This window comes from Oscillospiraceae bacterium, assembly GCA_035353335.1.
In the GTDB taxonomy this organism is placed as follows: domain Bacteria; phylum Bacillota; class Clostridia; order Oscillospirales; family JAKOTC01; genus DAOPZJ01.
The window spans coordinates 13,310-39,044 of the sequence record DAOPZJ010000024.1 but is presented as its reverse complement, the minus strand read 5'-3'; the positions used below and the strand labels follow the sequence as shown (position 1 = coordinate 39,044).

Below are 25,735 nucleotides of genomic sequence, written 5' to 3'. Positions count from 1 at the left end.
TCAATGAGATTCTTTCTTATCTTTTTTGTAACACATCATTGACAAACCAACAGAGAGTATAAAAAGTAGAATAAAAACGCAAAAAAAACGCAGCTTTATCACCGCGGTTCTTATTTCTCAAATGAAAGGAAATTACATGCCGCCGCTGCCGGTCAGCACGCAAACATACCAAATACTTCAATTTATTGACCGGTAAGGTCATGACCATTTTGATGACTCCGGAAGGCAAATGTCCTATAACCGGTTTTAGCCTGCGTGAGCGGTTTGTGCTTTTTTGTAGGGTTTTGGCTTCCGAAAAAGGAATGTAATGACAAAATTTCAATTGATTTTTTATGCATAATGCCGACAATCGCGCAAAGTGTTCAAAAAAACGCTTGCATTTTATAACGAATTTGTGTAAAATGATTTCGCTGTTTAATTTTTGAGTTAGTGAATTTTCGAAAGTGGGAGTAGGCATGACCAATAAAATTTTTCAGGACATGATCAATCAATTTTCGATTCCGATCGGCCGTACTATCGGCATCATCGACCGAAGCGGTACGGTGATCGCCTGTTCCGACGCAATGAAGGTCGGCGACGTCTATGAGGATGCGGTTGAAGAACTGATTTACGGCCAGAACTGCGTGAAGGCAAACGGCAAGGTGCTTCGCGCCATCAACGCGGAGAGCGGCTGGGAACATATTGTCTTTGTTGACGGAGACGACGACGCGGCGGAGAAATACTCCGAGTTGCTTGCCATCTCGATTGCGAACGTCAAACAGTATTACGACGAAAAATTCGGCAAAGCCAACTTTATCAAAAACGTCATCGCTGACAACATTCTGCCCGGCGATATTTTCCTCAAAGCCCGCGAACTGCATCTATCCGGTGAGGTCTCCCGGGTGGTGATGATCGTGCGGATTGCACAGAAGAGCGAAATCGCGGCTTATGAAGTCATCTCAAACCTGTTCCCGGACAAAAATAAGGACTTTGTGATCAATCTCAACGAGACCGACATCGCCCTCGTCAAAGAGACCCGTGCCGAAATCGATTCGCGCGACCTCGAAAATTTGGCGCATGCGATCATCGACACGCTTTCCACCGAGTTTTTCACTCAGGCTGTCATCGGCATCGGAACCGTGGTCAACGGCATCCGCGACCTTGCGCGTTCGTTCAAAGAGGCGCAGGTGGCAATGGAAGTCGGCAAGATTTTCGACAACGGAAGACCGGTCGCGCGATATGACAACCTCGGTATTGCCCGGCTGTTGTATCAACTTCCGAGACCGATGTGCGAGATGTTCCTGAAAGAGATCTTTCCGCACGATACCCTCGATTCGCTCGACTCCGAAACATTGTTCACGATCGATAAATTTTTTGAAAACAACCTCAACGTCTCAGAGACGGCGAGGAAACTGTTTGTCCACCGAAATACGCTTGTATATCGGTTGGACAAGATCAAACGCGCAACCGGATTGGACCTGCGCGAGCTCGACCACGCCATCGTCTTCAAAGTGGCGCTTATGGTTCGAAAATACTTAAGCAACACCAGCTATGCCACAAAGTTTTGACTAACATTTACCGCCGCTGTATTTGGGCTTTGATAACATAACCCTCACATTGCGGTTATAGCATTTTAAAGAGGGTGTTTTGCTCCTAACCCGTTGAAAGGAATTCTGTTAAAATGATCGAGTTCAAAGACGTCTGCAAGATCTACGATGCGAACACAGAGCGCGATAAGGCACTCGACGGCGTGTCTTTGAAAATTGAAGACGGGGAGTTCGTCTATATCATCGGCGCAAACGGCTCCGGGAAAAGCACGCTCGTGAAATTGATCAATTGCGAAGAACGCCTCACGAGCGGCTCGATTACCTTCGACGAATACAAGCTCGACAAAATCAAACGCCGGCAAATCCCCTATCTCCGCCGCAAAGTCGGTATGGTGTTTCAGGATTTCAAGCTGATTGAAAACATGTCGGTATATGACAATATCGCATTTGCGCTGCGCGTCACCGACCGCCCTGCGAGAGAGGTCCGGCGAAAGGTGCCGAAAATCCTCGAAGTCATGGGCTTGACTAAAAAAGCCAACTGCCGCCCGAACGAGCTGTCCGGCGGCGAACAGCAGAAAGTGGGCATTGCGCGGGCCATCGTCGGAAGCCCCAGCGTATTGATCGCAGATGAGCCGACCGGCAACGTTGACCCCGAGATGTCTTATGAACTGCTTCAGATGCTCGATGAGATCAACAAGACCGGAACGACGGTCATACTGGTCACGCATCAACGCGATTTCATCACCAAGATGCCCAGGCGCGTGGTGGCGCTCGAAGAGGGAAAGATCATTTTTGATGAGGACCTGACACTGGCCGAGGCCTGCAATAATCCCGATGAAACCCCTTCGGAGGCGTGCGAGAGCGAAATCCCGGACTTTGAGGAGGATTCACAACAGGAATTGCCGATTGAAGAAGAAGCGGCAAACGAACTCCCGGCGGACGACGGATTTGTCCCGCCCGAAATCACTAAGTTCAACGAAGACGAAAACTCTTAAAGCCGGCTGAGACGGATTTTTCCGCTTGTGCATGCATATATGCGGCATGCGGCAGGCATCCGGTTTCTTTCGGCAGACAAGGACAAGTTGTATACATAAACTTAAAAAAACAACGGTTCGGGTCGGAAAGGATGAGTCATCATGAAGAACAAGAGCATCGGTTACCTGCTCAGGCAGGGTTTTAAAAATATATTTTCAAACGGACTGATGTCTTTTGCATCGGTCAGCGTGCTGTTCGCCTGCTTATTGCTGGTGGGCGGCGCGTTTTTGATGTATTTTAATATTCAAAAGGGTGTCGAATATGTCGGAAGCATGGGCGAGATTGTGCTGTTCGTCGAGGACGGCGCTGACGCAAACGAGTGCAGCAATATCCAAAAAACACTCGAATCACTCCCGGAACTGCATGATGTTCAATTTATCTCCAGCACCGAGGGACTTGCGCAGCTCCAATCCGAAATCACCGGAGGGGAGCAGCTCTTTTCGATGCTGGAAGGTCAGGACATCCTGCCGAACTCCTTTAGGGTCAAAGTCAAGGACCCCAACGACTATGAGCGGATGGTCAAGCAATTATCTCAGATATTCGGCATCTCCGACGTTGTCGCAAACGGCAAAATCGCCAACACCCTGACCAATATCAGCACCGCGATCGCCACCTTCGGCGCGGCTGTCGTGGTAGTGCTGCTGGTGGTCTCGGTCTTTATTTTAATCAATACGATCAAGCTGGCGATGTTCACGCGCCGAAAAGAAATTTACATAATGAAGATGGTCGGCGCTACCAATTCGTTTGTACGACTGCCTTTTTTTGTCGAAGCCGTAGTTTTAGGACTGTTCAGCGCAATTATCGCTTATGTGGCGCTGCGTTTTGCCTATATCGGCCTTCATAATTATCTGTCCGAACTCAGCATTACCCCGATTCCGTGGCCGAAGGTCTCTCTGACCGTGTTGGGATCGTTTTTGGGCGCGGGATTTTTAGTCGGAATGCTGTCCAGTTCGGTATCAATTAAAAAATATCTAAAGGCATAGGAAAGAGAGCAAACCCGTATGGCCTTTTCGTTCAGCCAAAAAGGATCAAAATCCGCGAAAGGAGGGTTTTCATGAAAAAGCCGATTGCAGCACTGATGCTTTGTCTATTAATTATTTCATCCGTATATATCTCCCCGCTGTCGGCATCTTCCGCGACCAAATCGTCTGCCGCGTCGGGTGCTTCTTCAACGGTTACTTCGTCCGTGACTTCCGCATCCTCAATCTCCTCGTCGCGGATATCTTCGGCGGCTTCGGGCACACCTTCGGGAACGAGCCAAACCTCGACAACACAGACGTCAAGCAAAGCTTCATCTTCCCTTTCGTCTCAAATCGCTTCTGAGGACGCGCAGACCGTAAGCGATCTGACCAGCGCCTATGAAGAGCTTCAAAAAAAGGTCGAGGAACTTCAAAAAGAAAAAGAAAAGCTTGCCTCCGAGCAAAAAGACGTCTCTAAATACTTAAAAACACTCGACGAGCAGATTGATAAGACCAATGACCAGCTGAACATACTTAATGATGAGATTGACAGTCTCAACGGGCAGCTTGATACATTGACGGCACGCATCACCCAGGTTGAAAATGACGTCACTTCTACTTTGGAGATTTTTAAGCAGCGCCTGCGGGCTATTTATATGTCGGGCCATGCTTCCGAGCTTGAACTGCTGTTCTCCTCCGATAATTTTGTCGACTTTTTGACCCGTGCCGAAATTTTAAGGCGCATCTCCGAATACGACCAAAAAATCGTCAATCAGCTCATCGCTGATAAAACCGAGCTGGAAGGCCTCGTTGTCGAAGCGGAAACCGCCCGCCAAAACAGCCAGAATAAAAAGGCAACCGCTGCTTCCAAAAAGAAACAGCTGGACACCCAATATGACGAACAGGAAGAATATCTGAACAAACTCAAAGAGGATAAAGCGGCTTACGAGGCTTATATCAAGCAGTATCAGGCTGAAATGGCCGAAGCTCAGAAGGAAATCGACGCCATTATGGCCAAGTATGCCGATGACGGCGCTTATGTGGGCGGAGAGTTCGCCTGGCCACTGCCGGGCTTCACCAAAATCACTTCTCCCTATGGGCAGCGGTCCAGCATGGGGGACTTCCATACCGGTTCCGACATCGCGGGCCGGAATGCCGCAGGCGATTTGTGTTACGGTGCCTCGGTCGTCGCAGCCAACAGCGGCACCGTCATCGCGGTGCGAAACCTCGGAAGCAAGAGCTACGGGCGTTATATCATTATTGATCACGGCGGCGGCTGCAGGACCTTATACGCCCACCTGAGCAAAGTGGAGGTAAAAGAGGGCGACACCGTCACCCGCGGGCAGGAGATCGCCAAAGCAGGTTCCACCGGAAATTCCACGGGCGCGCACCTGCACTTCGAACTCTGGCTTGAAGGCAAACGAGTCAATCCGATGGATCACCTGACGATTCCGAAATAAAAATTCAAGCTATTGCGCAAGGGTTTTTACTATTATAAATCCTTGCGCACGGGCATTTCTTAATTAAAATCCGGGAGTGATAACTTGAACAAAAAGTACTCGTTCGGCACCTTGTTATGTGCGATCCTTTTGGCTGGAGCGCTGACGTTCTCTGCGACCATGGTCTTTTCGACGATCACCTATAATCAAAAGATCCTCAATCTTTACGAGCGCCAGTCGATGTATGAAAAACTTGAGGAACTGGACCGGATCGCTCGCTACGACAGCATCTTTAACATTGATGAGAAGCTGCTTGCACAGGGCCTGATGGAGGGTTATCTGGCCGGAATCGGAGACAGCGAAGCGACTTATGTCTCTGCCGCCGATGCAAAGGCGCTCTCGCAAGGGCAGGGTATTGAAGTCGGAATCGGTGTTAAGACGGTCAGGACAAGCTCTAAATACTTATATGTCTATGAAGTGCTTGAGGGTTCCGGGGCGTCAGTCGCAGGCATTGCCGTCGGCGATACGATCATCAAGGTCAATTCCGAGGACGTCACGCAACTGACGGACTCTGAGGCCTATGTCCTGCTGCATGCCGCCGAGGGTACGGAAGTCAAAGTCGATTTTTACCGGGGCGGCGAGCAGATGTCGCTGACGCCTGTCTCACAGACCTATTCGACTACACCGGTTACTTACCGCATTCTCGATTATTCCATCGGATATATGCGTATCACCGCTTTTGATGCAAACACCTATAATCAATTTATCAAAGCGATTAATAATATGACATCACCGTCCGAGCCGATTACCGGCCTGATTATCGACCTTCGTCATACCTCGGGCGGAGACATCGGGACGGCGGCGCAAATACTCGATCGGATGCTGCCCGAGGGCGACATCATGTCAAAGACCCTGCGTGACGGGACGGTGCAGTTGGTCTATACCTCCGATAAACTGGAATTCAATCTGCCGGTCGCGGTTTTGACGGACAGCGCCACGGCAGGTCCGGCGGAACTGTTTGCGGCTGCGATGGCTGATTACGGAAAGGCCAGCGTCGTCGGGACACGCACTGCGGGAAAAGGCACCATTAAAAAGACCTTCACACTCTCGGACGGCTCCAAAGTGATGCTGGCGACGGCGATCATCAATCCGCCGAAGAGTGCGACTTTCAACGGCGTCGGAGTCAAACCGGATTATTCCGTCGAACCGCTGGGAACGGGCGATTATGATTTTTATACCATGACTGCCGAAAATGACACTCAATATAAGAAGGCATTTGACGTGGTGTATTCACAGATTGATTTGACCTCAATCAACACCGCCCCGCCGGTGGTCAGTGAAGTTCCCGACTTTTAAAATTCGTAATTGCTTTGCTCAAAAATCAAAGCTATCACACAAAAGCCCCTGCTTGAGCGGGGGCTTTTGTTGTTCTGCACTTATTATTTGCAATAGACGAATAAAGCGTCGCGCAGAAACTGCGCACATCCCGGGGCTACGGCGTCGTAATACGCTTTGAAGCGGGGATCATCGACATAGGTCTGCGCAAGTTCGAGATGAGCTTGTTTGGAATAATCATTCCGGTAAAGGCACAGCCATTCCTTGTGCAGCGCGCAGGCCTTTTGGGCGAGTTCCCCTCCCGGATCGCGAAGCGATCCGATGGGATCGCCTTGCTCGAAAGCCGCTTTCAGACAGGCGTTGAGCTCGTTCGATAGGGCTTGCGCCCGGTCATACTGCGCCTGTGTCCACGACAGAACATGGGCGTTTGAAGCGTCTATGGCTTTGCGGCCGTACTTTTCGCGGGCTTCTTTGCCGTATTTGGTTTCGTTGTCTCCGATCATCTTTTTCTTGAATCCCTCGAATTTTTCCGGATCATTCATGATAATTTCTCCTTTCGCTGCGGCAATGGTTTTTTCGACGGTCGCAACAAGCGATTCTAACTGCGCTTTTTTCTTCCGCAATGCCGTAAGATGACCCTCCAAAGCGGTGAGCCGGTCATTCCCGTCCGACGTCAGAACGGTTTTGATCTCTTCAAGCGGCATGCCGAGTTCACGGTAAAACAGAATCTGCTGCAGACGGTCTGCTTCCGAGCTCGTGTAGACACGGTAACCGTTGCTGTGATTTCGATGCGGGGATAAAAGCCCGAACGCATCATAGTAGCGAAGCGTGCGCGCGCTGAGGCCCGCGAGTTTCGCCAATTCGTTGATGTTGTATTCCACTTTCATCCCTCCTTCCGATGATTCGCGCTCGATCGATGCGCAGTGTTTATCATAAACCATGACGTAACGGAAAGGTCAAGAGATAATTTTATAAAAGATTGAAATATAATCCGGTCAGTGCAGTTGGCAGTGAACAATGCCGGTGTTTTAAACGGATTTCATCTATAATATAAAAACTCAGGCGACCGCGTTTGGTCGCCTGCGAATGACAAAGTTTACGGAGATTTCACTGTTCACTTTATACCGTAACCGTTACTGGGCTGTCACTTAAACTTTCAATTTTACACTTTGCGCTTTTTAATCCTATGGTAAAATATAAATTTCGACGTCACGGCGGCCCCAGTAGTAGATTTCGACATCAGAGCCGAGGTACAGGTCGGCGACGGTGATGTTTTTCATCACCGAGGGGCCGGTGTCGGCGGCGATGGCGAATCCATATATGTGTTTTCCGTCCTTGGAACGTATATACAGCCGGCTGCCATAGGCGATGACATCCGGATTGACAGCAATATAGCCGACGGCGGGCTTGACACCGGTGGAGGTTCTGTTTCCGTCGCTTGAGCCATAGGCGGTCGCCTTGCCGGTAATCAGTTTTGTATATTCTGTCGGAATGCCGTTTTCGAGCGTGATGTCAGCAAACGTCAGAGGCGATAGAGCAGGAGCCTTGTTGCTTCCGACGATCACCTTGGCGGTGACAGGTTTGAGTGTGACCTTTTCTTTGGTCTTGGTGTCGACCAAAACACCATTGCTGTACGTCTCGGTGACGGTGACGTTTTTTTCGCCGTTGGCGCCGGCTCGTTCGGTCTTTTTCTGGCCGTCTTTAAGCAGCGTGGTCTCGTAATATTTGGTCTCGTAGGCGATCGGTTGGGTAGTGACGGTGACGACTTTTTCAACCCGCGTCAGGATAATCTGCATACCGGACTTGACTTTTTCGGTAAGTGAATAATTGACGGTGTCGAATTCACCAACCGTGATATCGGCCTTTTTGAAGGCGTCGGCGACGGTGCCTCGCACCATTTCGACAGTTATTTCGGCTCTGTCGGCTTCGATTGTGACATTGAATGCGGAATGGATGACGATTTCGGTGATACTTCCCTTTTCGTCATAAAGGCAAAGGATTTCGTCATAATCTCCGAACGTGATAAAATTTTGCGCCAAAATGGATTCGGCGCTGGTGCGCATGGTGTAGACCGTTTTCAGGACGCCGTCCGTGTTGATGACGACCCGGTTTGAGGTCTGCCCCGCAGCGAAGGCGATGAACCCGGCGGCGCAGAAGATGCCCGCCGCGCTGAGTGTTCGTTTTACCGCGTTGATTTCTTTCGCTGCGGCATTTCTGACGGCGTTTTTAAATTTTAATACCGTCTCACTGATTTGTCGCATTGTCGTTTCCTCCTTGACAGACGCATTTCGTGATATGTGCTGAAATGCGGGAAATTAACCGTATCACGCAGGGAGTGTTGACTGCGTGAAGCGGAAATATGCGGCCAAACTTTCAACGTTATTTGTATGGCCCCATTGGGATTTTGCAGCCGGTCTTGACTGCATAGCGATGAGCGAATATAATAAACTCGATGTCCCTTTTTGGGTCGAACCCGTGCACGGGTTCGAGTCGGATCAACGATTGAAATCGCCGACCACGAGAAAGCATTCTAACACAAAAAGACGGTTATTTCAATGGGATGTCGAGAAATTCAGGTTAAATGCACAAATATATGCTTTACATATTGTGCAATGTGTACATATATTTAAAAATAAATCGTAAAAATTCAATTAAAAATAGGAGAACACCGTGTCTGACAGAATGAATTTTTCAGTCACCGAACCCATGAAGGTATCAGATGCAGACGGGAAAAAAGTGACAAAACCATTAAACGAACTGCTTCGTGAAAGGGGCCTTTCCGTCGACGCACCCTGCAACGGCCTCGGACGCTGCGGAAAATGCAGAATCAAGGCCGGAGGGGAGCTGCTTCCGCCCAATGAAGTTGAAAAAAAGGCGCTCGGAGAAGCGCTTGACAACGGCTGGCGGCTGGCATGCCAGACGAGAGCATACGGGGATTTTTGGGTTTTGCCGCCTCAGAAAGGTAATGCGCGTGTGGCGACGGAAGGCTTGACGCAGAAATATGCGTTTTCTTCCCCGATAGATGTCAAAAAAACCGGACTGCCCGCTTACGGGCTTGCGGTCGATATCGGCACGACGACAGTCGCGGCCTATCTGCTCGATTTAAGCGACGGCAGCAGGATCGCGACGCTCGGGGAAATCAATGCGCAGCGCACCTTCGGCGCGGATGTGATCTCGCGCATCACCGCCTGCAACGAGGGTCATTTGGATGAACTGCGCAAGGCGATTATTGATCAAATTAACCGTATGGCAGCGAAACTTTGCGCGGATACAACGCGGATTTTTGACGTTGCGCTCTGCGGCAACCCCACGATGCAGCATATTTTGCATGGGATGGCACCCGAGAAATTAGCCGTAGCACCGTTTATCCCGACGTCGCTGTTCGGATTTGAAGTATCGGCAAATGAACTCGGCATCAAGGCAAATCCCACGGCTAAAGCCTATACACTGCCTGCGATTTCGGCCTATATCGGCGGAGACATCACGGCTGACGTGCTCTCCTGCGGGATGTATAACGACGAAAATATCACGCTGATGGTCGACGTCGGCACCAACGGTGAGATGGCGCTCGGAAATAAAGACGGCATCTATTATTGTTCGACCGCGGCAGGCCCTGCTTTCGAAGGTGCGGCGATTGAGGATGGGATGGGCGGCATCGAGGGTGCGATCGGAACAGTGAAAGCCGGCAAAGACGATCTCGAATTCGAAGTCATCGGCAATCAAAAATCCATCGGTATCTGCGGTTCGGGCATCATTGATGCGGCGGCTGTCATGCTGCAAATCGGCGTGATGGACGAGACCGGGAGATTGGCAGATGAGGAGGAGTTGGATGTGAAATATTCTGATCGGCTTGACGGAAAAACAAGGAAATTCATCATCGATCGGGAGACTCGCATAGGATTGACGGATAAAGACCTCAGGCAGGTGCAGCTTGCCAAAGCTGCGATTGCCGCCGGAATCGATACGATGATGCACAACGCCGGTATCGGGTTCGACCAAATCTCGGCGGTATGGCTCGCCGGCGGATTCGGCGCACATATCGACCGTGACAGCGCCTGTGCGATCGGCCTGCTGCCCAAAGCACTCAGGGAAAAAATTCAACCGGTCGGAAACAGCGCCGGCGAGGGCGCAGTCAGGGCGATCCTCGACAAAGACGCCAAAAAGATCCTGTCCGAAATCGGAAACGGCGCCAACTATATTGAACTTTCGGGCGACCCTTACTTTATGGACAGCTACGTTGAAAACATGCTGTTTTGACAACACCCCAAATTTAATGTATAATTCTGGGCATTCAGAAATGCTGCATTCGGGAATGCTGCATTCACGGCATCGGTCAGAGAAAGGACGGTTTACATATGCAAAATCCGATGACGCTGGTCATCAAGGTCGGCACCTCCACACTCACCCATCAGGGCGGATCGCTGAATCTGCGGCGGGTGCGTGAAATCGTCGATGTGTTGGCGGATATCCGCAATATGGGGCATAAAGCGGTGCTGGTCACTTCCGGCGCAATCGGCGTCGGCGTCAACCGCCTCGGGCTCGAAAAACGCCCTGCCGACCTGCCGACAAAACAGGCTGCCGCGGCAGTCGGGCAATGCGAACTTATGAATATTTACGGGCGGTTGTTCACCGATTACGGTTATACGGTAGCTCAGATCTTGCTGACGCTCGACGTCATTGAGGATGTAGAGCGCAAGAAGAACGCCGAAAATACATTTGCGCGGCTTCTTGAGATGGGCGTTCTGCCGATCGTCAACGAGAACGACTCGATTTCAACTTATGAGATCGAACACATGAACAGCTTTGGCGAAAACGATACGCTTGCTGCGGTCGTCGCAAGGCTTGTGAATGCCGACCGGTTGATTTTGCTCTCCGATTTCGATGGGCTTTATGACGCCGATCCGCGCAAAAACCCGGACGCAAAACTGATCCCGGTCGTACGTAAAATCGACGGGGATCTTGAAAAGGCGGCGGGAGGCGCCGGGACTTCGCTGGGGAGCGGAGGAATGTTCACCAAATTGACCGCGGCAATCATCGCAACACAGGGGAAAATCCCGATGAATATCATCAACGGCAATAAACCATCACTTATGTATGATATCCTTGCGGGTAAGAACCCGGGAACGGAGTTTGTCTGCGATTGAATTGCCGAACGTCATTGAATTTGAATCAAGATAAACGAAAGGAGCTCATTCAAAGATGAAAAAGGTCATCCATGCAACAGCGGTTTACGGGCCGATCGCGCTTTGCGGCGTCATCGTTCTGTTTTTGCTGCTTTTGGTGTTCGGATGGATGTTCGTCCCCTATAACGGCTATGTCTGGTGCGGCGTATCCGCCGCGATCTGCCTGTTTGTATGTTTTTGCGTCAAAGCGGATTACGACGGCAGGAGCATTCCAAAAATCGAAGACGTCGGACTGCTCTTATTTGCATCGTTGAATTCAGCTTGGTGGGTCTATATCTGGTCCACCGTCAAATATACCTTGCTCCTGCCTTTTGCGGTGATATGCACTGCATTTATTCTTTATCTGATTTTGAAGCTTTGTGACGATACAGTCAAAAGGACACTTGGGTTGATGGTCGGTTCGGCTCTTGCGATTGTCGGGTTCATCATTTGGTTTGTTCCGGTTTTACAGCCTCCTGTGAGAATCAAAGACCGGTTCAGCGTTTATAACAACCATTCAGCCGTTGCTAAGGTGCTGTCAATCCGTGACGCCGGAAACATCTATAACATCAGCGTAGTGGTGAAAAAGACCGGCTTTGATCTGGGGCTTGGGAGGTTCGAAGGCCTCGAGGAAATCGGTGTGTTCAACAAAATCATCGACTTAAAGGATTACAAGAAGCCGGCACTCGTCTGGCAGGGTGAGGAATTATTCATAAACGGTGAGAAAAGGGATATTTATTGGAAGTAAACTTCGGTTGAAAAAGGGGCTTTGAACGTGGAATTTTCCCTTGAAAAAATGTGTGCGGCGGCAAAAGCCGCGTCCGCGAAACTGGCCGTTCTGGGCGGCGGTGAAAAAAACCGCGCGTTATCGGCTATTCGTGCCGCAATCGATCAAAACCGAAAAAATATTCTAACCGAGAACGGTAAAGATGTTGAGGACGCGAAAAAGAACGGGATGCGCGAGTCTTTGATTGACCGGCTGACGCTGACCGATGTGCGTATCGACGGCATTTGCAAAGGAATTGAAGAATTGATTTTGATGCCCGATCCGGTAGGGATTGTCAAAAGCGGGCATATTGCCGACAATGGATTGAAAATTACCAAAATCAGCGTGCCGATCGGTGTGATCGGCTTGATTGTCGAAGCGCGCCCGAATGTCTTTCCCGATGTTGCGGTACTGTGTTTGAAATCCGGCAATGTCTGCATTTTGCGCGGAGGAAAAGAGGCGCTGCGCAGCAACACGGTTTTGGCGGACACGATGCGCAAAGCTCTGGAGAACATCGAAATTGACCCGAATTTTATCAATCTGATACCCACGTCTGACCGCACCGTTGCCGATGAGTTTTTAAAACAGGACAAATATTTGGACTGCATGATTCCGCGGGGCGGCGCCGGATTGATTCAAGCCGTCCGGCAGAAAGCCACGATGCCGGTCATTGAGACAGGCGCGGGCATCTGCAGCGTATATATCGACAAAGCTGCCGATCTTAAGATGGCCGTGAATATCACCGACAATGCAAAGACCTCGAGGCCGTCGGTCTGCAATTCGGCAGAAATTTTGCTTTGCCATCGGGATATCGCGAAACAAGCGCTTCCGGCAATCAAAGCGGCGCTCGACGGACACCGGGTTCAGCTGCGCTGCTGCCCGGAATCTTATGAGATTATAAAAGGCGAAAACGTGATCCCGGCAGGCCCTGAGGACTATGAAACCGAGTTCGGGGATATGATAATGGCGGTAAAAATCGTCGGCTCGCTCGAAGAAGCGGTTGCGCACATCGCCGCTCACGATACCCGTCACAGCGAGGCCATAGTCACAGGGGATCTCGCAGCGGCACAGACATTTTTAGCCCGTGTCGATGCGGCGGCGGTATATGTTAATGCCTCTACCCGCTTCACCGACGGCGGTATTTTCGGGCTCGGCGCGGAGATCGGGATTTCGACTCAAAAACTGCACGCCCGCGGGCCGATGGGGCTTGCGGAATTGACAAGTTATAAATATACCGTCGTCGGGGACGGACAGATTCGATAATCTGCACCCGGTTATTCTGGTTTATTCTGAAATCGTTCGAGAATGGTGATGAAAATTATGGACAAACAGGAAAAAATCGAAGGCAGGCACAGGAAAAATTACGCCGCGCCGCTCGGCCTTTTCGTCATTTTGTTGACGGTGATCGGTTTTACCACGCTGATCGTCGTCGGCACGAGATTGTTTTACAGTTTGACCGATGACAGCGCGCTTCGGGCGAAATACTCGACGATGATAGACCCGATCGTTATGCTGGACCCGCCGAATTTCGCCGAACCCGGCAAACTCAGCGATGCAGTCATTTTACAATCCTCGATCTGGTCCACTGTTTTCAGCGGGGACATCACACGGTTTTCAACCGATGAGAACGGGCAGATACTGATTCCGGTCTCCGACCTTGAGGTTGTCTGTAAAAGCCTTTACGGGCCGACGGCGGTGATTCCCCGCCGGAGTATGACAGTCGAAGGCGGCGAAGTCACCAGCGATCTGGAAGAGGGAACGGTCATATTCGAATACCGGTCCGACATCGATTCGTTTGTCGTACCGATTTTAGGTGAGATCGGTGAGTATAAAGCTAAGGTCGAGAGCATCAAACGCAGCGGCGGAGAGATGTATCTGACCGTCGGCTATTACCCGAAGAGCAGTTCCTGGTATGACCAGTATACCGAGCAAAAAAGTACCGACGTTGCCGAGAAATTTAAGGTCTATGTGATGCGAAAGAATCCGGATACCAAGGAATATTACGTCTATGCGCTGCAAAACGCGGATATCGATACGGTTACTTATAATTAAAGCTTGACAGGGATAGAATATTGTGGTATACTCTCCTGTGCCTTTTCGCGGAATGGGGTATAGAATTATCACCCGCCCATCCTGCGTGAACGGATAAAATTTAAAGGTGGTAATAACATGCTTGACAAAGAAGTCAAAGGCGGCATCATCGCCGCGAACGCCCGTACCGAAAATGATACCGGCTCTCCCGAAATCCAGATCGCGATTCTCTCCAAGCGCATCGCCGATCTGACCGAACACTGCAAAATCCATAAGAAGGACGCCCATTCCCGCCGCGGACTGCTCCAAATGGTCGGTAAGCGCAGAAACCTGTTGAATTACCTGATGAAAAAGGACATCAGCCGGTATCGCGCAATCGTCGAGAAGCTCGAACTCAGAAAGTAATGCATGTCACGGGGGCAGGCGGTTTCCGCCTGTCCCTTTTGCAGGTTTTTAGGGCCTGCAGGTATCCGAATATTAGTTGGGTGTCTTAACCACGGCAATATCCTGCGGTTGTTAGCAGTGAATCGAGGGCAGCGTTTGCCGCCTTGGCTTTATTGCTAAAAGCCGCCGGGATTTGTAATATTTATAAATACGGAGGTTTCATATGAGCGAAACGAAAACATTCTCAACCACCTTCTGCGGAAGGCCTTTTTCCGTTGAAATCGGAAAATACGCTTTCCTGGCGGGCGGCGCATGCATGGTCCGCTACGGCGAGACTGTGGTCATGGCGAGCGCAACCGCTTCCGCGAAACCGCGCGAGGGCATTGACTACTTCCCTCTCTCGGTCGACTACGATGAAAAACTCTATTCGGTCGGTAAGATTCCGGGCAACTGGCAGCGCCGCGAGGGCAGACCGTCCGAAGCCGCAATTCTGGCTTCACGTGTCATCGACCGACCTCTGCGTCCGCTGTTCCCGAAAGATATGCGCAATGACTGCGCCGTTGTTTTAACCGTGATGTCGGTTGACCCCGACTGCACGCCCGAGATCACCGCAATGGTCGGCGCGTCACTTGCCATCAGCATTTCGGACATCCCCTGGAGCGGCCCGATCAGCGGCGTTTCCGCCGGTTATGTCAACGGGCAGGTCGTGTTGAACCCGACCGCCGCGGAGCGTGAGATTTCCGAAATGGAAGTCACGGTCGCCTCTTCCGCCAACAAAGTGGTTATGATCGAAGCCGGCGCAAAGGAAGTCAGCAACGAGATCATGCTCGAGGGTATCCGCCTTGCCGATATCGAAAACAAGCGGATGGTCGAATTCATCAATGAAGTCAAAGCCGCTGTCGGCAAGCCCAAGTTCGAAGTCATCTCACTCGAACCGTCCCATGAACTCTTTGACGCGGTCAAAGAGGCGTGTGTCGAGGATGTGCGGTATGCACTGGATACCGATGATAAAAACGTGCGCGAGGAGCGCATGAACCCGATTCGCGACGCCATGCACGAGCGCTATGACGAAGTTGCCGGCAGCGCCGCAGCGATCGACGAGTGCATCTATAAGATTCAAAAATATGTCGTGCGCCGCTGGCTGCTCGACGACGGCAAACGCGTAGACGGCAGAGGTCTTGACGATATGCGTCCGCTGCATGCCGAGGTCGCCATTCTGCCCCGCACCCACGGCACCGGCTTGTTCTCCAGAGGGCAGACACAGGCGCTCACCGTCGCGACTCTTGCCCCAATCGGCGAAAAGCAGCTGCTCGACGGCATCGACGGCGACGAATCCAAGCGCTATATGCACCACTATAATATGCCGTCCTATTCGACCGGCGAGACCAAGGCCAGCAGAGGCCCCGGCCGCCGCGAGATCGGCCACGGCGCACTCGGCGAGCGCGCTCTGCTGCCGGTGCTTCCGTCCGAGGACGACTTCCCCTATACCATCCGTCTGGTCTCCGAAATTCTTTCTTCCAACGGCTCGACCTCGCAGGCCTCGATCTGCGGTTCGACTTTAGCGCTGATGGATGCGGGCGTTCCGATCACGGCTCCGGTCGCGGGCATCTCCTGCGGTCTGATCACCGAAGGCGAGCGCTGGATGACCATGGTCGATATCCAGGGCGTCGAGGACTTCTTCGGCGATATGGACTTCAAAGTCGCGGGTACCTTAAAAGGCATCACCGCGATTCAGATGGACCTCAAGATCGACGGTCTGACTTTTGACATCATCAAAGAAGCGCTGGATAAAACCCTCAAAGCGCGCACTTATATCATCAACGAAGTCATGCTGAAGTGCATCGACAAGCCGCGTGACCACCTGTCGCCCTATGCGCCTAAAATGGCAACCGTTAAAATCAATCCCGACAAGATCCGCGAAGTCATCGGCAGCGGCGGCAAAGTCATTCAAAAGATCTGCGCCGACTGCGACGTCAAGATCGACGTCGAGGACGACGGCAGAGTCGCGATCTTCGGCATTAACATTGATAATGTCAACCGCGCGCTCGAGATTGTCAAGACCATTGCGTTCGATCCGGAGATCGGTGCGATTTATAAGGGAAAAGTCACCCGCCTGATGCAGTTCGGCGCGTTCGTCGAGATCGCCCCGGGCAAAGAGGGTCTGGTACACATCTCCAAGCTCGACTTCCAACGCGTTGAAAAGGTTGAAGACGTCGTCAATGTGGGCGATGAGGTCGTGGTCAAGGTCACCGAGATCGACGATCAGGGCCGCCTGAACCTGTCCCGTGTCGCCGCCATCGCCGAGATTGAGGGCAGACCGCTGCCAGAATCGGCCTCGGCTCCGCGTCCGCCGCGCCGCGATAACGATTTCCACAACCGCGGACCGCGCAGATAAAAACACTCAGAAACTTTACAAGGGGTTCAAATCTGATTTGAACCCCTTGTTTGATAGAACTGCCAACTGTTAGCTTTAAATTAATTGATAAGGAATAATAAAGCGAATGAAACGATTTGAGCTTTCCAACGGAATCCGGGTGTTAACTGACCGGCGTACCTATGCAAAAGCGATCACCGTCGCGGCCTTTATCGGTGTAGGATCGCGTTATGAAGAAGAGGGCAGCCACGGCTTCTCCCACTTTATCGAGCATATGGTCTTCAAGGGCACGCAGAAGCGTTCTTCGTTGGAAATCGCCAACGAGACCGATCTGATCGGCTCGCAGCTGAATGCCTATACGACCAAGGAATACACCTGCTTCTATATCCGGATGCTGCCCGAATTCGACGCGAGAGGCATTGAGATTTTGGGCGACATCGTGACCGACCCGGTATTCTCATCCGACGAACTCGCAACCGAGCGGGGCGTAATTTTGGAAGAGATCAATATGTATAACGACGATCCCGAGGACTTGGCGGGCGACGGCATTTTTCAAGCCGCCTGGGCGCCGCACCCGCTCGGACGCAACATCGTCGGAACCGCACAGAGTGTCGGAGGCGTCAACAGCGACAATCTGAGGACGTTTTACGAGAAGTTCTACCGGCCTGAAAACCTCGTCGTCGCAGTCAGCGGGAAGTTTGACGAGACAAACGTACTTGAGGCGCTTGAAAAGGCGTTTTCACCGTTAAAAAAGATCGGATTCGAAAAGATTCAACTCATTCCGCCTGTTTTTAACGCAAGGAATACCATCACGTTCTCGCGCAAAACAGAGCAGCTGCAGCTTTGCGTCGCCTATCCGGGCGTTCAGATCGGCAGTAAGCAAGCCGCAGCGATGTCGTTATTCAATTCTGCGGCGGGCGGCGCGGCTTCGAGCCGGTTGTTCCGGCGGCTGCGCGAGGAGCTCGGGCTGGCCTATTCGATTTACAGCTATTTTACGGCGCATCTCGGCGGCGGTGTGTTTACGATTGCCGCGGGGATTTCTCCCTCCGCTAAAAAACAGGCGCTTTCGGAGATCGACGACGTTTTAAAAGGGCTTTTAAACGGGATTTCGCCCGAGGAACTCGAGCGGGCTAAAAATCAGGCAAGCGCGGGGCTTGCGATGGGATACGAAAACTCGTATAATCTGGCTATGGACATGGGCAGGCGGGAAATCCTCGGCTTGCCGCAGCGCAGCGAAAAAAAATCGCAGGCACTGATTGCTTCGGTGACCCTTGAAGCGGTGCGCGATCTAGCGCAACAGATACTGAAAAACAAACCCGCAGCTTGTTTCGCGGGGAAATTACGATAAGAGAGGAATCACAATGGCGGCCGACCCGAAATTTATCCGGAACTTCTGCATTATCGCCCACATCGACCATGGCAAGAGCACGCTTGCCGACCGGATTCTGGAGCATGCCAACGCGGTCAGCGAGCGGGAGATGACCGATCAGATTCTGGACAATATGGACATCGAGCGCGAGCGCGGGATCACCATCAAGGCCCGTGCCGTCAATTTGAGCTACGACTGCGACGGTCAGAAATATGAATTTAATTTGATCGATACCCCGGGGCATGTCGACTTCAATTATGAAGTCAGCCGGTCGCTTACGGCCTGCGAAGGCGCGGTGCTGGTCGTTGATGCCACACAGGGCGTCGAGGCACAGACGCTGGCCAATACTTATCTTGCGGTCGATCATCAGCTTGAGATCCTGCCGGTTATCAACAAGATCGACCTGATTTCGGCGAGGCCGCAGGATGCCATCGAGGAGATTGAGAACATCATCGGAATCCCGGCGCAGGACGCGCCTCAGGTCTCGGCAAAAAACGATGTCAACATCGACGACGTCATGCGCAAAATCGTGCGTGACTGCCCGGCTCCCAAAACCGACCGGGAAGCCCCGCTGAGGGCGTTGATTTTCGATTCGTTTTATGATAGCTATAAAGGCGTCATTGTCTATGTGCGCGTGTTCGACGGCCGCGTCAAAGTCGGAGACCGCATCCGGATGATGGCCGCCGGCACCGAATTCGACGTGACCGAGGTCGGCGTTATGCTGCCCACTCGGCTTCAGCCGTCACTGACACTCGAAGGCGGCGAAGTCGGATATATCACGGCTTCGATCAAAACCGTGCGCGACGTCGCTGTCGGCGATACGATCACAATATCCGAACGGCCCGCGAAAGAACCGCTGCCGGGTTATAAAAAAGTACAGTCGATGGTCTTCTGCGGCATTTATCCTGCGGACGGCGCGCGTTACGGCGATCTGCGTGATGCACTCGATAAATTACAATTAAACGACGCGGCGCTGTTTTTCGAGCCGGAGACCTCCAAAGCGCTCGGTTTCGGATTCCGCTGCGGATTTTTGGGCCTTTTGCACATGGAGATCATCCAGGAGCGGCTTGAGCGTGAGTTCGATATGGACCTGATCACGACCGCACCGAGCGTGGTCTATAAGCTGACGCTGACGGACAAGACAGAGAAATACATCGATAACCCGACCAATTACCCCGACCCCTCGGTGATTGCCAAAGGCGAAGAGCCTATTGTCGATGCACATATCTTTTCGCCTTCGGAATATGTCGGAAATATCATGGAGTTGGCACAGGATCGGCGCGGCATCTTTAAGGAGATGCGCTATCTCGACGCGACCCGCGTCGACATCCATTACGAACTTCCGCTCAACGAAATTATCTACGACTTCTTTGACGCGCTGAAATCCCGAACCAAGGGGTATGCTTCACTGGATTATGAATTCAAGGGTTATAAGGAAGCTCAGCTCGTCAAGATGGACATTTTGCTGAACGGCGATCCGGTCGATGCGCTTTCATTCATCGTCAATGCCGAGCGGGTCAATGCCCGTGCCCGGCGGCTCGTCGAGAAGCTGAAGGACAACATCCCGCGCCAAATGTTCGAGGTACCCGTGCAAGCGGCTGTCGGCGGCAGAATCATCGCCCGTGAGACAGTCAAGGCCATGCGCAAGGATGTTTTAGCCAAGTGCTACGGCGGCGACATCACCCGCAAAAAGAAACTGCTCGAAAAACAGAAAGAGGGCAAAAAGAAGATGCGGCAATTAGGCAGCATCGAGGTCCCGCCCGAGGCATTTATGAACGTGCTCAAACTGGACGAGTAATTTTAATTTATACACCTCTTGAAAGGTGGCGTGTACATGGACGAGCGGAAATTTCTTGACTTTTTGAGCAAGATCGAAAAGCTGAAATGTTACACCAGACATAATTTCACGACCGCGGGACGCGCCGAGAGCGTCGCCGAGCACAGCTGGCGGCTTTCGGCGATGGCCTATCTGCTGTCGGGAGAACTCGACGGCGTGGACACCGACAAGGTGATCAAGATGTGCCTGGTTCACGACTTCGGCGAAGCGATCACAGGCGACATTCCGTCGTTTCAAAAGAGCAAGAAGGATATCGCGCACGAGGATGATGTGGTGCTGAAACTCATTGAGACCCTGCCGACCGGGAAAAAAGACGAGATCGCGGGATTATTTGACGAGATGGCGGAGCGCAAGACCATTGAGGCCAAGGTCTGGCGGACTCTCGATATGATGGAGGCCGTGATATCCCACAACGAAGCCGACATCTCCACCTGGATTCCGCTCGAATATGAGTTGCAGCAGACCTACTGCATTGAAGAGTCCAAGTGTCATCCGGTATTGGAAAAGCTGCGGGCGCAGGTGCTTGCCGACACGCTTGAAAAGATCAAGAACGAGGGCAAAATTTGAAAGATAAATCTTTCAAATCAGGAGTTTTGTCTTCTTTTCGTATAATAAAAGTATATATTGTAAAATCGGACAAAACATCCCTGAAATCTACGAAAGGATGGCTTTGCAGGTGACCGGGCTCTATATTCATGTTCCGTTTTGCCGCTCCAAATGCAATTACTGCGATTTTTATTCGGTCAGGCCGGACGACGGCGTGGCCGAATGGTTTATTCAGGCAGTTTTGAAAGCCGCAGAGCCGTATCGGAATGAAAAGATTGATACGGCTTATTTCGGCGGCGGCAATCCGCTGCTGCTCGGTGCGCAAAATCTTTGCAAGCTGCTTAGCGAGCTTTGCGGAATATTTGCCTTTGATGAAAATAGCGAATTAACGCTTGAAGCCAACCCGGAAGATATCACTGCAGAGGCGGCTAAAACGCTGTTTGACGAAGGGTTTAATCGCATTTCGATCGGTGTTCAGTCGCTCGACGATACGGTACTCCGAAAACTCGGACGGCGGCATGACGCCAAACAGGCGATAACCGGAATCGAGGTGGCATTTAAATCCGGGTTTCGGCATATCTCGGCGGATTTAATGCTGTCGCTGCCCGACGCGACACCGGAAAAAGACAGAGAGACGGCAAAAGCACTTTGCAAGCTGCCGCTCGACCATGTGAGCGCGTATATGCTGAAAGTCGAGGAGGGGACGCCGTTTCACAAAATGAATCTGAATCTGCCGGACGAGGACTCGACCGCCGACAGTTATCTGGCGGTCTGCGAGACGCTTGAAGAGCACGGATTTGCGCAGTATGAGATCTCGAATTTCGCGAAACCGAACGGAAAAAGCCGGCATAATTTGAAATACTGGACACTCGAACCGTATATCGGCCTCGGCCCGGCGGCGTACAGCTTTTTCGGCGGAAAACGATTTTATTATCCGCGCGATCTGGCGGAGTTTTTGAAAAATCCGCAAAAGACCGTGGCTGACGGCGAGGGCGGAGACGCCGGGGAAAGAATCGCAATGGCGCTTCGGCTCTCGGAGGGGATTTCAACGGAAGAGTTGATATGTCTGATTGGGGAAAAGGGAACGGCAAACCTTAAAAAGCCGATGAAGGATTGGATCAAAAACGGGTTTGCGATTGAAAAAGACGGGCGGTTCGTATTGACTGCGAAAGGATTTTTAGTCAGCAATTCGATCATATCACGGATTTTATGCGAGCTGTGAGGGAGAACATGACGGATCGGGAGCGTTATGATTATTTGAAATCTGTCGCTGCGGAAGTGCTTGAACAGTGCACCTTTGAGCGACAATGCGAGTACTTCGGAAAATCGGAGATCATGCGGGTCGCGGTACCGTCCGGGGACGGAAAATATCCGAGTTTTTGGGTGCGCGACTGCGCGATGATGGCCGAGAGCGGGTTGTTTTCGCGCGAAGATTGCAGGCGGTATATTCAAATTATCATCAGGCACGGGATCAACGGGCCCGAGATGAAGACACTGAAAAACGGCCTTTCGGTGCCGCCCTATGCGGTGGCCGATCACATCAATTACGACGGCAAACCGGTGTTTTTTCCGGGTACTTATTCCTCGGGCGACGATCAGGGGAGCGGACGGTGCGGGTTTTTGCCGCCGTTATGCGATAACTATTTATTTTTAAGTATGGCCGCCGAATATCTGCTGCAAGCGGATGACTCCGAAGTACGCAGCGAGTTCGAAGCGTTAGCGGAACAGGTCTGGAATGCCTATTGTATCGATCCCGAAACGGGGCTTTGCACATGTGATGTGGAAAACCGAGCGGTCGACTGGGGTTTTTGCGACCAGATTGTCAAGACCGGAAAGCTGTTGTTTCCGTCATTGCTGAGGTTTCGGGCGGCGCGGTTATTGGCAAAGGCACTTAAAAACGCGGAATTCGATAGGCACGCGGACAAGCTTGCCCATAGAATCAACGGTACCTTTTTCGAGAAAGAGACCGGTTGGATGCTGTCTGCGACCGGAATCGGAAAACAACCCGATGTCTGGGGGACGGCCTGCGCAATTTGCTTCGGCGTTTTAGTCGGCGATGACGCAAAAGCGGCGGCAAATGCGTTGCTGGCGGCTTATCGAAACGGCGAATCGGTTAAAGACGGGTATATCCGGCACATTCCGAAAAGCCGGGATTTTTCAGATGATTCGGCTTGGGAATGTGCGCCCGCAGTGGCCAAGGGGAATTATCAAAACGGCGCGTGGTGGTCGACCGCGACGGGCTGGTATGCTTACGCGCTCAACACGGTTTCGCCTGAAGCTGCGCGAAATCTAATTGACGATTTTATCCGGCACACTCGAAAACACCGTGCCCAAGGTGCCCCTTATGAATTTTTCCGCGACGATACCGGAGAACCGTCGGGATTCAATTACGGCACTTCTGCGGCGCTGCCGTTCGCCTGGTTTGAAAAAATGCCCGGGAATATGCGAATTGACAAAGGTAAGACCCGATGTTAGAATATTGATATAAAATTCGTTAAATTTTGTTGACAATGCAAAGGCATTGTGCTATAGTACTAAAAATATCTCAAAGGGGTGGGGCATATGATCAATACCGACTTCAATCAAAAATTCGTCAAACAGGGGCTGACGTTTGACGATGTGCTGCTCATTCCGGCCTATTCCGAGGTAGTACCCACGGAAATCAAACTTTCTTCCCGTCTGACCAATACCATTCTGCTGAACACACCTTTGCTCAGCGCGGCGATGGATACGGTCACGGAGAGCGCGACTGCCATCGCAATGGCGCGCGAGGGCGGAATCGGAATCATTCATAAGAATATGCCTATCGAAACGCAGGCCGACGAAGTGGAACGGGTCAAACGATCCGAGAACGGTGTCATTCATGATCCGTTTTTCCTCTCGCCGGACCATTTTGTTTATGAGGCCGACCAATTGATGGGAAAATTCAAGATCAGCGGTGTGCCGATCTGCGAAAACGGAAAACTTGTAGGATTGATTACCAACCGCGACCTGCGGTTTTTATCCGACTTCGACTGCCGAATCCGCGACGTGATGACGCCCGGAGACCGGCTGATCACTGCGCCGGTCGGCACGAGCTTGGAACAGGCCAAGGCGATTTTGCAGAAATACAAGGTCGAAAAACTGCCGCTTGTCAACGATAAGGGCGAACTGAGAGGCCTGATCACGATCAAGGACATCGAAAAGGCGACCCGGTATCCGAATTCCGCACGCGATAACAAAGGCCGTTTGCTGTGCGGTGCGGCAATCGGTGTTACCGACGATGTGCTCGACAGGACAGCCGCTCTGCTCGAGGCCGGCGCGGACGCGCTGGTGCTCGACTCGGCGCACGGCCACAGCAAAAATATTATCGCTTGTTTGAAAAACATTAAAAAACATTATGCCAAAGCGCAGGTCATCGTCGGCAACATCGCGACCGGAGAAGCCGCAAAAGCCCTGATCGATGCGGGCGCAGATGCCATCAAGGTCGGCATGGGCCCCGGTTCGATCTGCACGACCCGCGTGGTCGCAGGCATCGGCGTTCCGCAGATCACGGCGATTTATGACGCGGCATGTGCGGCTGCGGGAAGTAAAGTCCCGGTGATCGCCGACGGCGGCATCAAATATTCGGGCGACATCGTCAAGGCGCTCGCGGCGGGTGCGAACGCGGTCATGCTCGGCTCGCTGTTAGCCGGTTGCGAGGAAGCCCCGGGTGAAATGGAAATTTATCAGGGCCGCAGTTTTAAAGTGTATCGCGGAATGGGCAGCATGGCGGCGATGGAAAAAGGAAGCAAAGATCGTTACTTCCAGACCGGCAGCAAAAAACTGGTTCCCGAAGGCGTCGAAGGCAGGGTGCCTTATAAGGGAACGATCTCGGACACGGTATTCCAGCTGCTCGGCGGTCTGCGCTCCGGCATGGGCTATTGCGGCTGCCACGACATCACCGAACTGCAGACCAACGCCCGCTTTATGACTATCACCAACGCGGGACTCAAAGAAAGCCATCCGCACGACATCTATATCACCAAGGAAGCACCGAACTACACGATCAACCCGCAGGGATAAGCGAAAAAGCGGAAAAATAGGACGGCGCCTTATGGAAAGGAACAATATGAACGATTATAATCAGATCCCATATCCGAAAATTGTGTCCGGCAAAGTCCGCGAGGTCTTTGATATCGGAAATGATGAGCTTGTCATCGTCACTACAGATCGGATTTCTTCATTCGATGTGATCTTGAACAGCCAAATCCCGAAGAAAGGGATTGCGCTGAATCTGATCTCGAACTTCTGGTTCGATTTCACGAAAGATATTATCGAAAATCATCTCGCGGCGACTGAAATTCAAAAATTGCCCGCACCCTTTCAGCATGAGGAGTTTAAAGACAGAACGATCAGAGTAAAGAAGCTCAAGATGCTGCCGTTTGAAATTATCGTGCGGGGATACCTGTTCGGGAGCATGTGGAAAGCGTATGAGTCGGGAGAGGAATTTTGCGGAATAAAATTCACCGGTACACATCAACTGGCTGAAAAACTGGACAAGCCGATCATCACACCATCTGCCAAAAGCAGCGAAGGGCACGACATCAACATCACATTGGAACAGCTGACGGCGGAGATCGGAAAAGAGATGGCCGACAGAATCTGCAATGTCTCGCTGCGGTTATATGAAAAGTGCTTCGATTATTCGATCAAGCAAGGAATTATCATCGCGGACACAAAATTCGAATTCGGCCTGGATCAAGCGGGAAACTTGGTTTTGGCGGATGAGATTTTCACGCCCGACTCCAGCCGGTTCTGGGATGCCTCCGCGTATCGCACCGGCGAATCCCCGAAGTCATTCGATAAGCAATTTGTCCGGGACTGGCTGATTCAAAACAAACTGGATGGCGTGACACCGGCACCGAGTTTGCCGCAAAACATCATTGAAAAAACGGCCGGACTGTATGCGGAGTGCTGCAGGAGATTGACCAAGGTAACAATTTAATCTGAC

21 protein-coding genes are annotated in these 25,735 nt (G+C 51.8%); 19 read left to right on the top strand and 2 right to left on the bottom strand.

The window, feature by feature from the left end; genetic code table 11:
* Positions 1-455: 455 nt before the first annotated feature.
* The 5 genes from PKH29_06685 to PKH29_06665 all read left to right on the top strand — a co-directional run bounded on the left by PKH29_06685 (position 456) and on the right by PKH29_06665 (position 6,315).
* The gene (locus PKH29_06685) at positions 456-1,547 is read left to right on the top strand and encodes a helix-turn-helix domain-containing protein (protein ID HNX14523.1); all 1,092 of its coding nucleotides are present in this window, start codon (positions 456-458) and stop codon (positions 1,545-1,547) included.
* Between the two features lie 113 nt (positions 1,548-1,660).
* Positions 1,661-2,521, top strand: coding sequence for an ATP-binding cassette domain-containing protein (locus tag PKH29_06680; GenBank protein ID HNX14522.1), 861 nt, complete (start codon positions 1,661-1,663; stop codon positions 2,519-2,521).
* 141 nt (positions 2,522-2,662) lie between these two features.
* A complete protein-coding gene (gene ftsX, locus PKH29_06675; protein HNX14521.1) occupies positions 2,663-3,544 on the top strand; it encodes a permease-like cell division protein FtsX in 882 nt (293 codons plus the stop codon).
* 71 nt (positions 3,545-3,615) lie between these two features.
* Positions 3,616-4,980 (top strand): peptidoglycan DD-metalloendopeptidase family protein, encoded by a 1,365-nt coding sequence (locus tag PKH29_06670; protein HNX14520.1) that lies wholly within the window; start codon positions 3,616-3,618, stop codon positions 4,978-4,980.
* Between the two features lie 84 nt (positions 4,981-5,064).
* The gene (locus PKH29_06665) at positions 5,065-6,315 is read left to right on the top strand and encodes a S41 family peptidase (protein ID HNX14519.1); all 1,251 of its coding nucleotides are present in this window, start codon (positions 5,065-5,067) and stop codon (positions 6,313-6,315) included.
* Between the two features lie 83 nt (positions 6,316-6,398).
* Here PKH29_06665 and PKH29_06660 read toward each other — a convergent pair whose 3' ends face one another.
* Both PKH29_06660 and PKH29_06655 read right to left on the bottom strand, forming a co-directional pair.
* Positions 6,399-7,175: a MerR family transcriptional regulator gene (locus PKH29_06660; GenBank protein ID HNX14518.1), complete on the bottom strand. Its 777-nt coding sequence runs from the start codon at positions 7,173-7,175 to the stop codon at positions 6,399-6,401.
* A gap of 303 nt (positions 7,176-7,478) precedes the next feature.
* Positions 7,479-8,555, bottom strand: a complete 1,077-nt coding sequence (locus tag PKH29_06655; GenBank protein HNX14517.1) for a ubiquitin-like domain-containing protein — start codon at positions 8,553-8,555, stop codon at positions 7,479-7,481.
* 475 nt (positions 8,556-9,030) lie between these two features.
* On the opposite strand from PKH29_06655, the gene PKH29_06650 reads away from it, so the two are divergent.
* From PKH29_06650 to PKH29_06585, 14 genes are all read left to right on the top strand, one after another.
* Complete coding sequence (locus tag PKH29_06650; protein ID HNX14516.1) at positions 9,031-10,551, top strand: ASKHA domain-containing protein; 1,521 nt, start codon at positions 9,031-9,033, stop codon at positions 10,549-10,551.
* A gap of 98 nt (positions 10,552-10,649) precedes the next feature.
* Complete coding sequence (gene proB, locus PKH29_06645; protein ID HNX14515.1) at positions 10,650-11,438, top strand: glutamate 5-kinase; 789 nt, start codon at positions 10,650-10,652, stop codon at positions 11,436-11,438.
* A 55-nt stretch (positions 11,439-11,493) separates the two neighbouring features.
* On the top strand, positions 11,494-12,204 hold the full coding sequence (locus tag PKH29_06640) for a hypothetical protein (GenBank protein ID HNX14514.1): 711 nt from the start codon (positions 11,494-11,496) through the stop codon (positions 12,202-12,204).
* 27 nt (positions 12,205-12,231) lie between these two features.
* Entirely contained in the window at positions 12,232-13,485 is a 1,254-nt protein-coding gene (locus PKH29_06635; protein HNX14513.1) for a glutamate-5-semialdehyde dehydrogenase, read from the top strand.
* A gap of 57 nt (positions 13,486-13,542) precedes the next feature.
* Complete coding sequence (locus PKH29_06630; protein ID HNX14512.1) at positions 13,543-14,274, top strand: hypothetical protein; 732 nt, start codon at positions 13,543-13,545, stop codon at positions 14,272-14,274.
* 117 nt (positions 14,275-14,391) lie between these two features.
* Complete coding sequence (gene rpsO / locus PKH29_06625; protein HNX14511.1) at positions 14,392-14,658, top strand: 30S ribosomal protein S15; 267 nt, start codon at positions 14,392-14,394, stop codon at positions 14,656-14,658.
* A gap of 202 nt (positions 14,659-14,860) precedes the next feature.
* On the top strand, positions 14,861-17,032 hold the full coding sequence (locus tag PKH29_06620; protein ID HNX14510.1) for a polyribonucleotide nucleotidyltransferase: 2,172 nt from the start codon (positions 14,861-14,863) through the stop codon (positions 17,030-17,032).
* 106 nt (positions 17,033-17,138) lie between these two features.
* The gene (locus PKH29_06615) at positions 17,139-18,359 is read left to right on the top strand and encodes a pitrilysin family protein (protein ID HNX14509.1); all 1,221 of its coding nucleotides are present in this window, start codon (positions 17,139-17,141) and stop codon (positions 18,357-18,359) included.
* Between the two features lie 13 nt (positions 18,360-18,372).
* Positions 18,373-20,178, top strand: coding sequence for a translation elongation factor 4 (gene lepA / locus PKH29_06610; GenBank protein ID HNX14508.1), 1,806 nt, complete (start codon positions 18,373-18,375; stop codon positions 20,176-20,178).
* A gap of 36 nt (positions 20,179-20,214) precedes the next feature.
* A complete protein-coding gene (locus PKH29_06605) occupies positions 20,215-20,784 on the top strand; it encodes an HD domain-containing protein (GenBank protein HNX14507.1) in 570 nt (189 codons plus the stop codon).
* A gap of 97 nt (positions 20,785-20,881) precedes the next feature.
* Positions 20,882-21,985 carry a radical SAM family heme chaperone HemW gene (hemW, locus tag PKH29_06600; protein ID HNX14506.1) on the top strand — a complete coding sequence of 368 codons (1,104 nt, stop codon included), beginning with the start codon at positions 20,882-20,884 and terminating at the stop codon, positions 21,983-21,985.
* A gap of 8 nt (positions 21,986-21,993) precedes the next feature.
* On the top strand, positions 21,994-23,238 hold the full coding sequence (locus tag PKH29_06595) for a hypothetical protein (GenBank protein ID HNX14505.1): 1,245 nt from the start codon (positions 21,994-21,996) through the stop codon (positions 23,236-23,238).
* Between the two features lie 87 nt (positions 23,239-23,325).
* Positions 23,326-24,807, top strand: coding sequence for an IMP dehydrogenase (gene guaB, locus PKH29_06590; GenBank protein ID HNX14504.1), 1,482 nt, complete (start codon positions 23,326-23,328; stop codon positions 24,805-24,807).
* 46 nt (positions 24,808-24,853) lie between these two features.
* Positions 24,854-25,729, top strand: a complete 876-nt coding sequence (locus tag PKH29_06585) for a phosphoribosylaminoimidazolesuccinocarboxamide synthase (GenBank protein ID HNX14503.1) — start codon at positions 24,854-24,856, stop codon at positions 25,727-25,729.
* The last annotated feature ends 6 nt before the right edge of the window (positions 25,730-25,735 follow it).

Coding starts and splice junctions, on each gene's coding strand:
- PKH29_06685 (HNX14523.1), top strand. CDS start 456: ATGACCAATAAAATTTTTCAGGACATGATCAATCAATTTTCGATTCCG.
- PKH29_06680 (HNX14522.1), top strand. CDS start 1,661: ATGATCGAGTTCAAAGACGTCTGCAAGATCTACGATGCGAACACAGAG.
- ftsX (HNX14521.1), top strand. CDS start 2,663: ATGAAGAACAAGAGCATCGGTTACCTGCTCAGGCAGGGTTTTAAAAAT.
- PKH29_06670 (HNX14520.1), top strand. CDS start 3,616: ATGAAAAAGCCGATTGCAGCACTGATGCTTTGTCTATTAATTATTTCA.
- PKH29_06655 (HNX14517.1), bottom strand. CDS start 8,555: ATGCGACAAATCAGTGAGACGGTATTAAAATTTAAAAACGCCGTCAGA.
- proB (HNX14515.1), top strand. CDS start 10,650: ATGCAAAATCCGATGACGCTGGTCATCAAGGTCGGCACCTCCACACTC.
- PKH29_06640 (HNX14514.1), top strand. CDS start 11,494: ATGAAAAAGGTCATCCATGCAACAGCGGTTTACGGGCCGATCGCGCTT.
- PKH29_06630 (HNX14512.1), top strand. CDS start 13,543: ATGGACAAACAGGAAAAAATCGAAGGCAGGCACAGGAAAAATTACGCC.
- rpsO (HNX14511.1), top strand. CDS start 14,392: ATGCTTGACAAAGAAGTCAAAGGCGGCATCATCGCCGCGAACGCCCGT.
- PKH29_06620 (HNX14510.1), top strand. CDS start 14,861: ATGAGCGAAACGAAAACATTCTCAACCACCTTCTGCGGAAGGCCTTTT.
- PKH29_06615 (HNX14509.1), top strand. CDS start 17,139: ATGAAACGATTTGAGCTTTCCAACGGAATCCGGGTGTTAACTGACCGG.
- lepA (HNX14508.1), top strand. CDS start 18,373: ATGGCGGCCGACCCGAAATTTATCCGGAACTTCTGCATTATCGCCCAC.
- PKH29_06605 (HNX14507.1), top strand. CDS start 20,215: ATGGACGAGCGGAAATTTCTTGACTTTTTGAGCAAGATCGAAAAGCTG.
- hemW (HNX14506.1), top strand. CDS start 20,882: ATGGCTTTGCAGGTGACCGGGCTCTATATTCATGTTCCGTTTTGCCGC.
- PKH29_06595 (HNX14505.1), top strand. CDS start 21,994: ATGACGGATCGGGAGCGTTATGATTATTTGAAATCTGTCGCTGCGGAA.
- guaB (HNX14504.1), top strand. CDS start 23,326: ATGATCAATACCGACTTCAATCAAAAATTCGTCAAACAGGGGCTGACG.
- PKH29_06585 (HNX14503.1), top strand. CDS start 24,854: ATGAACGATTATAATCAGATCCCATATCCGAAAATTGTGTCCGGCAAA.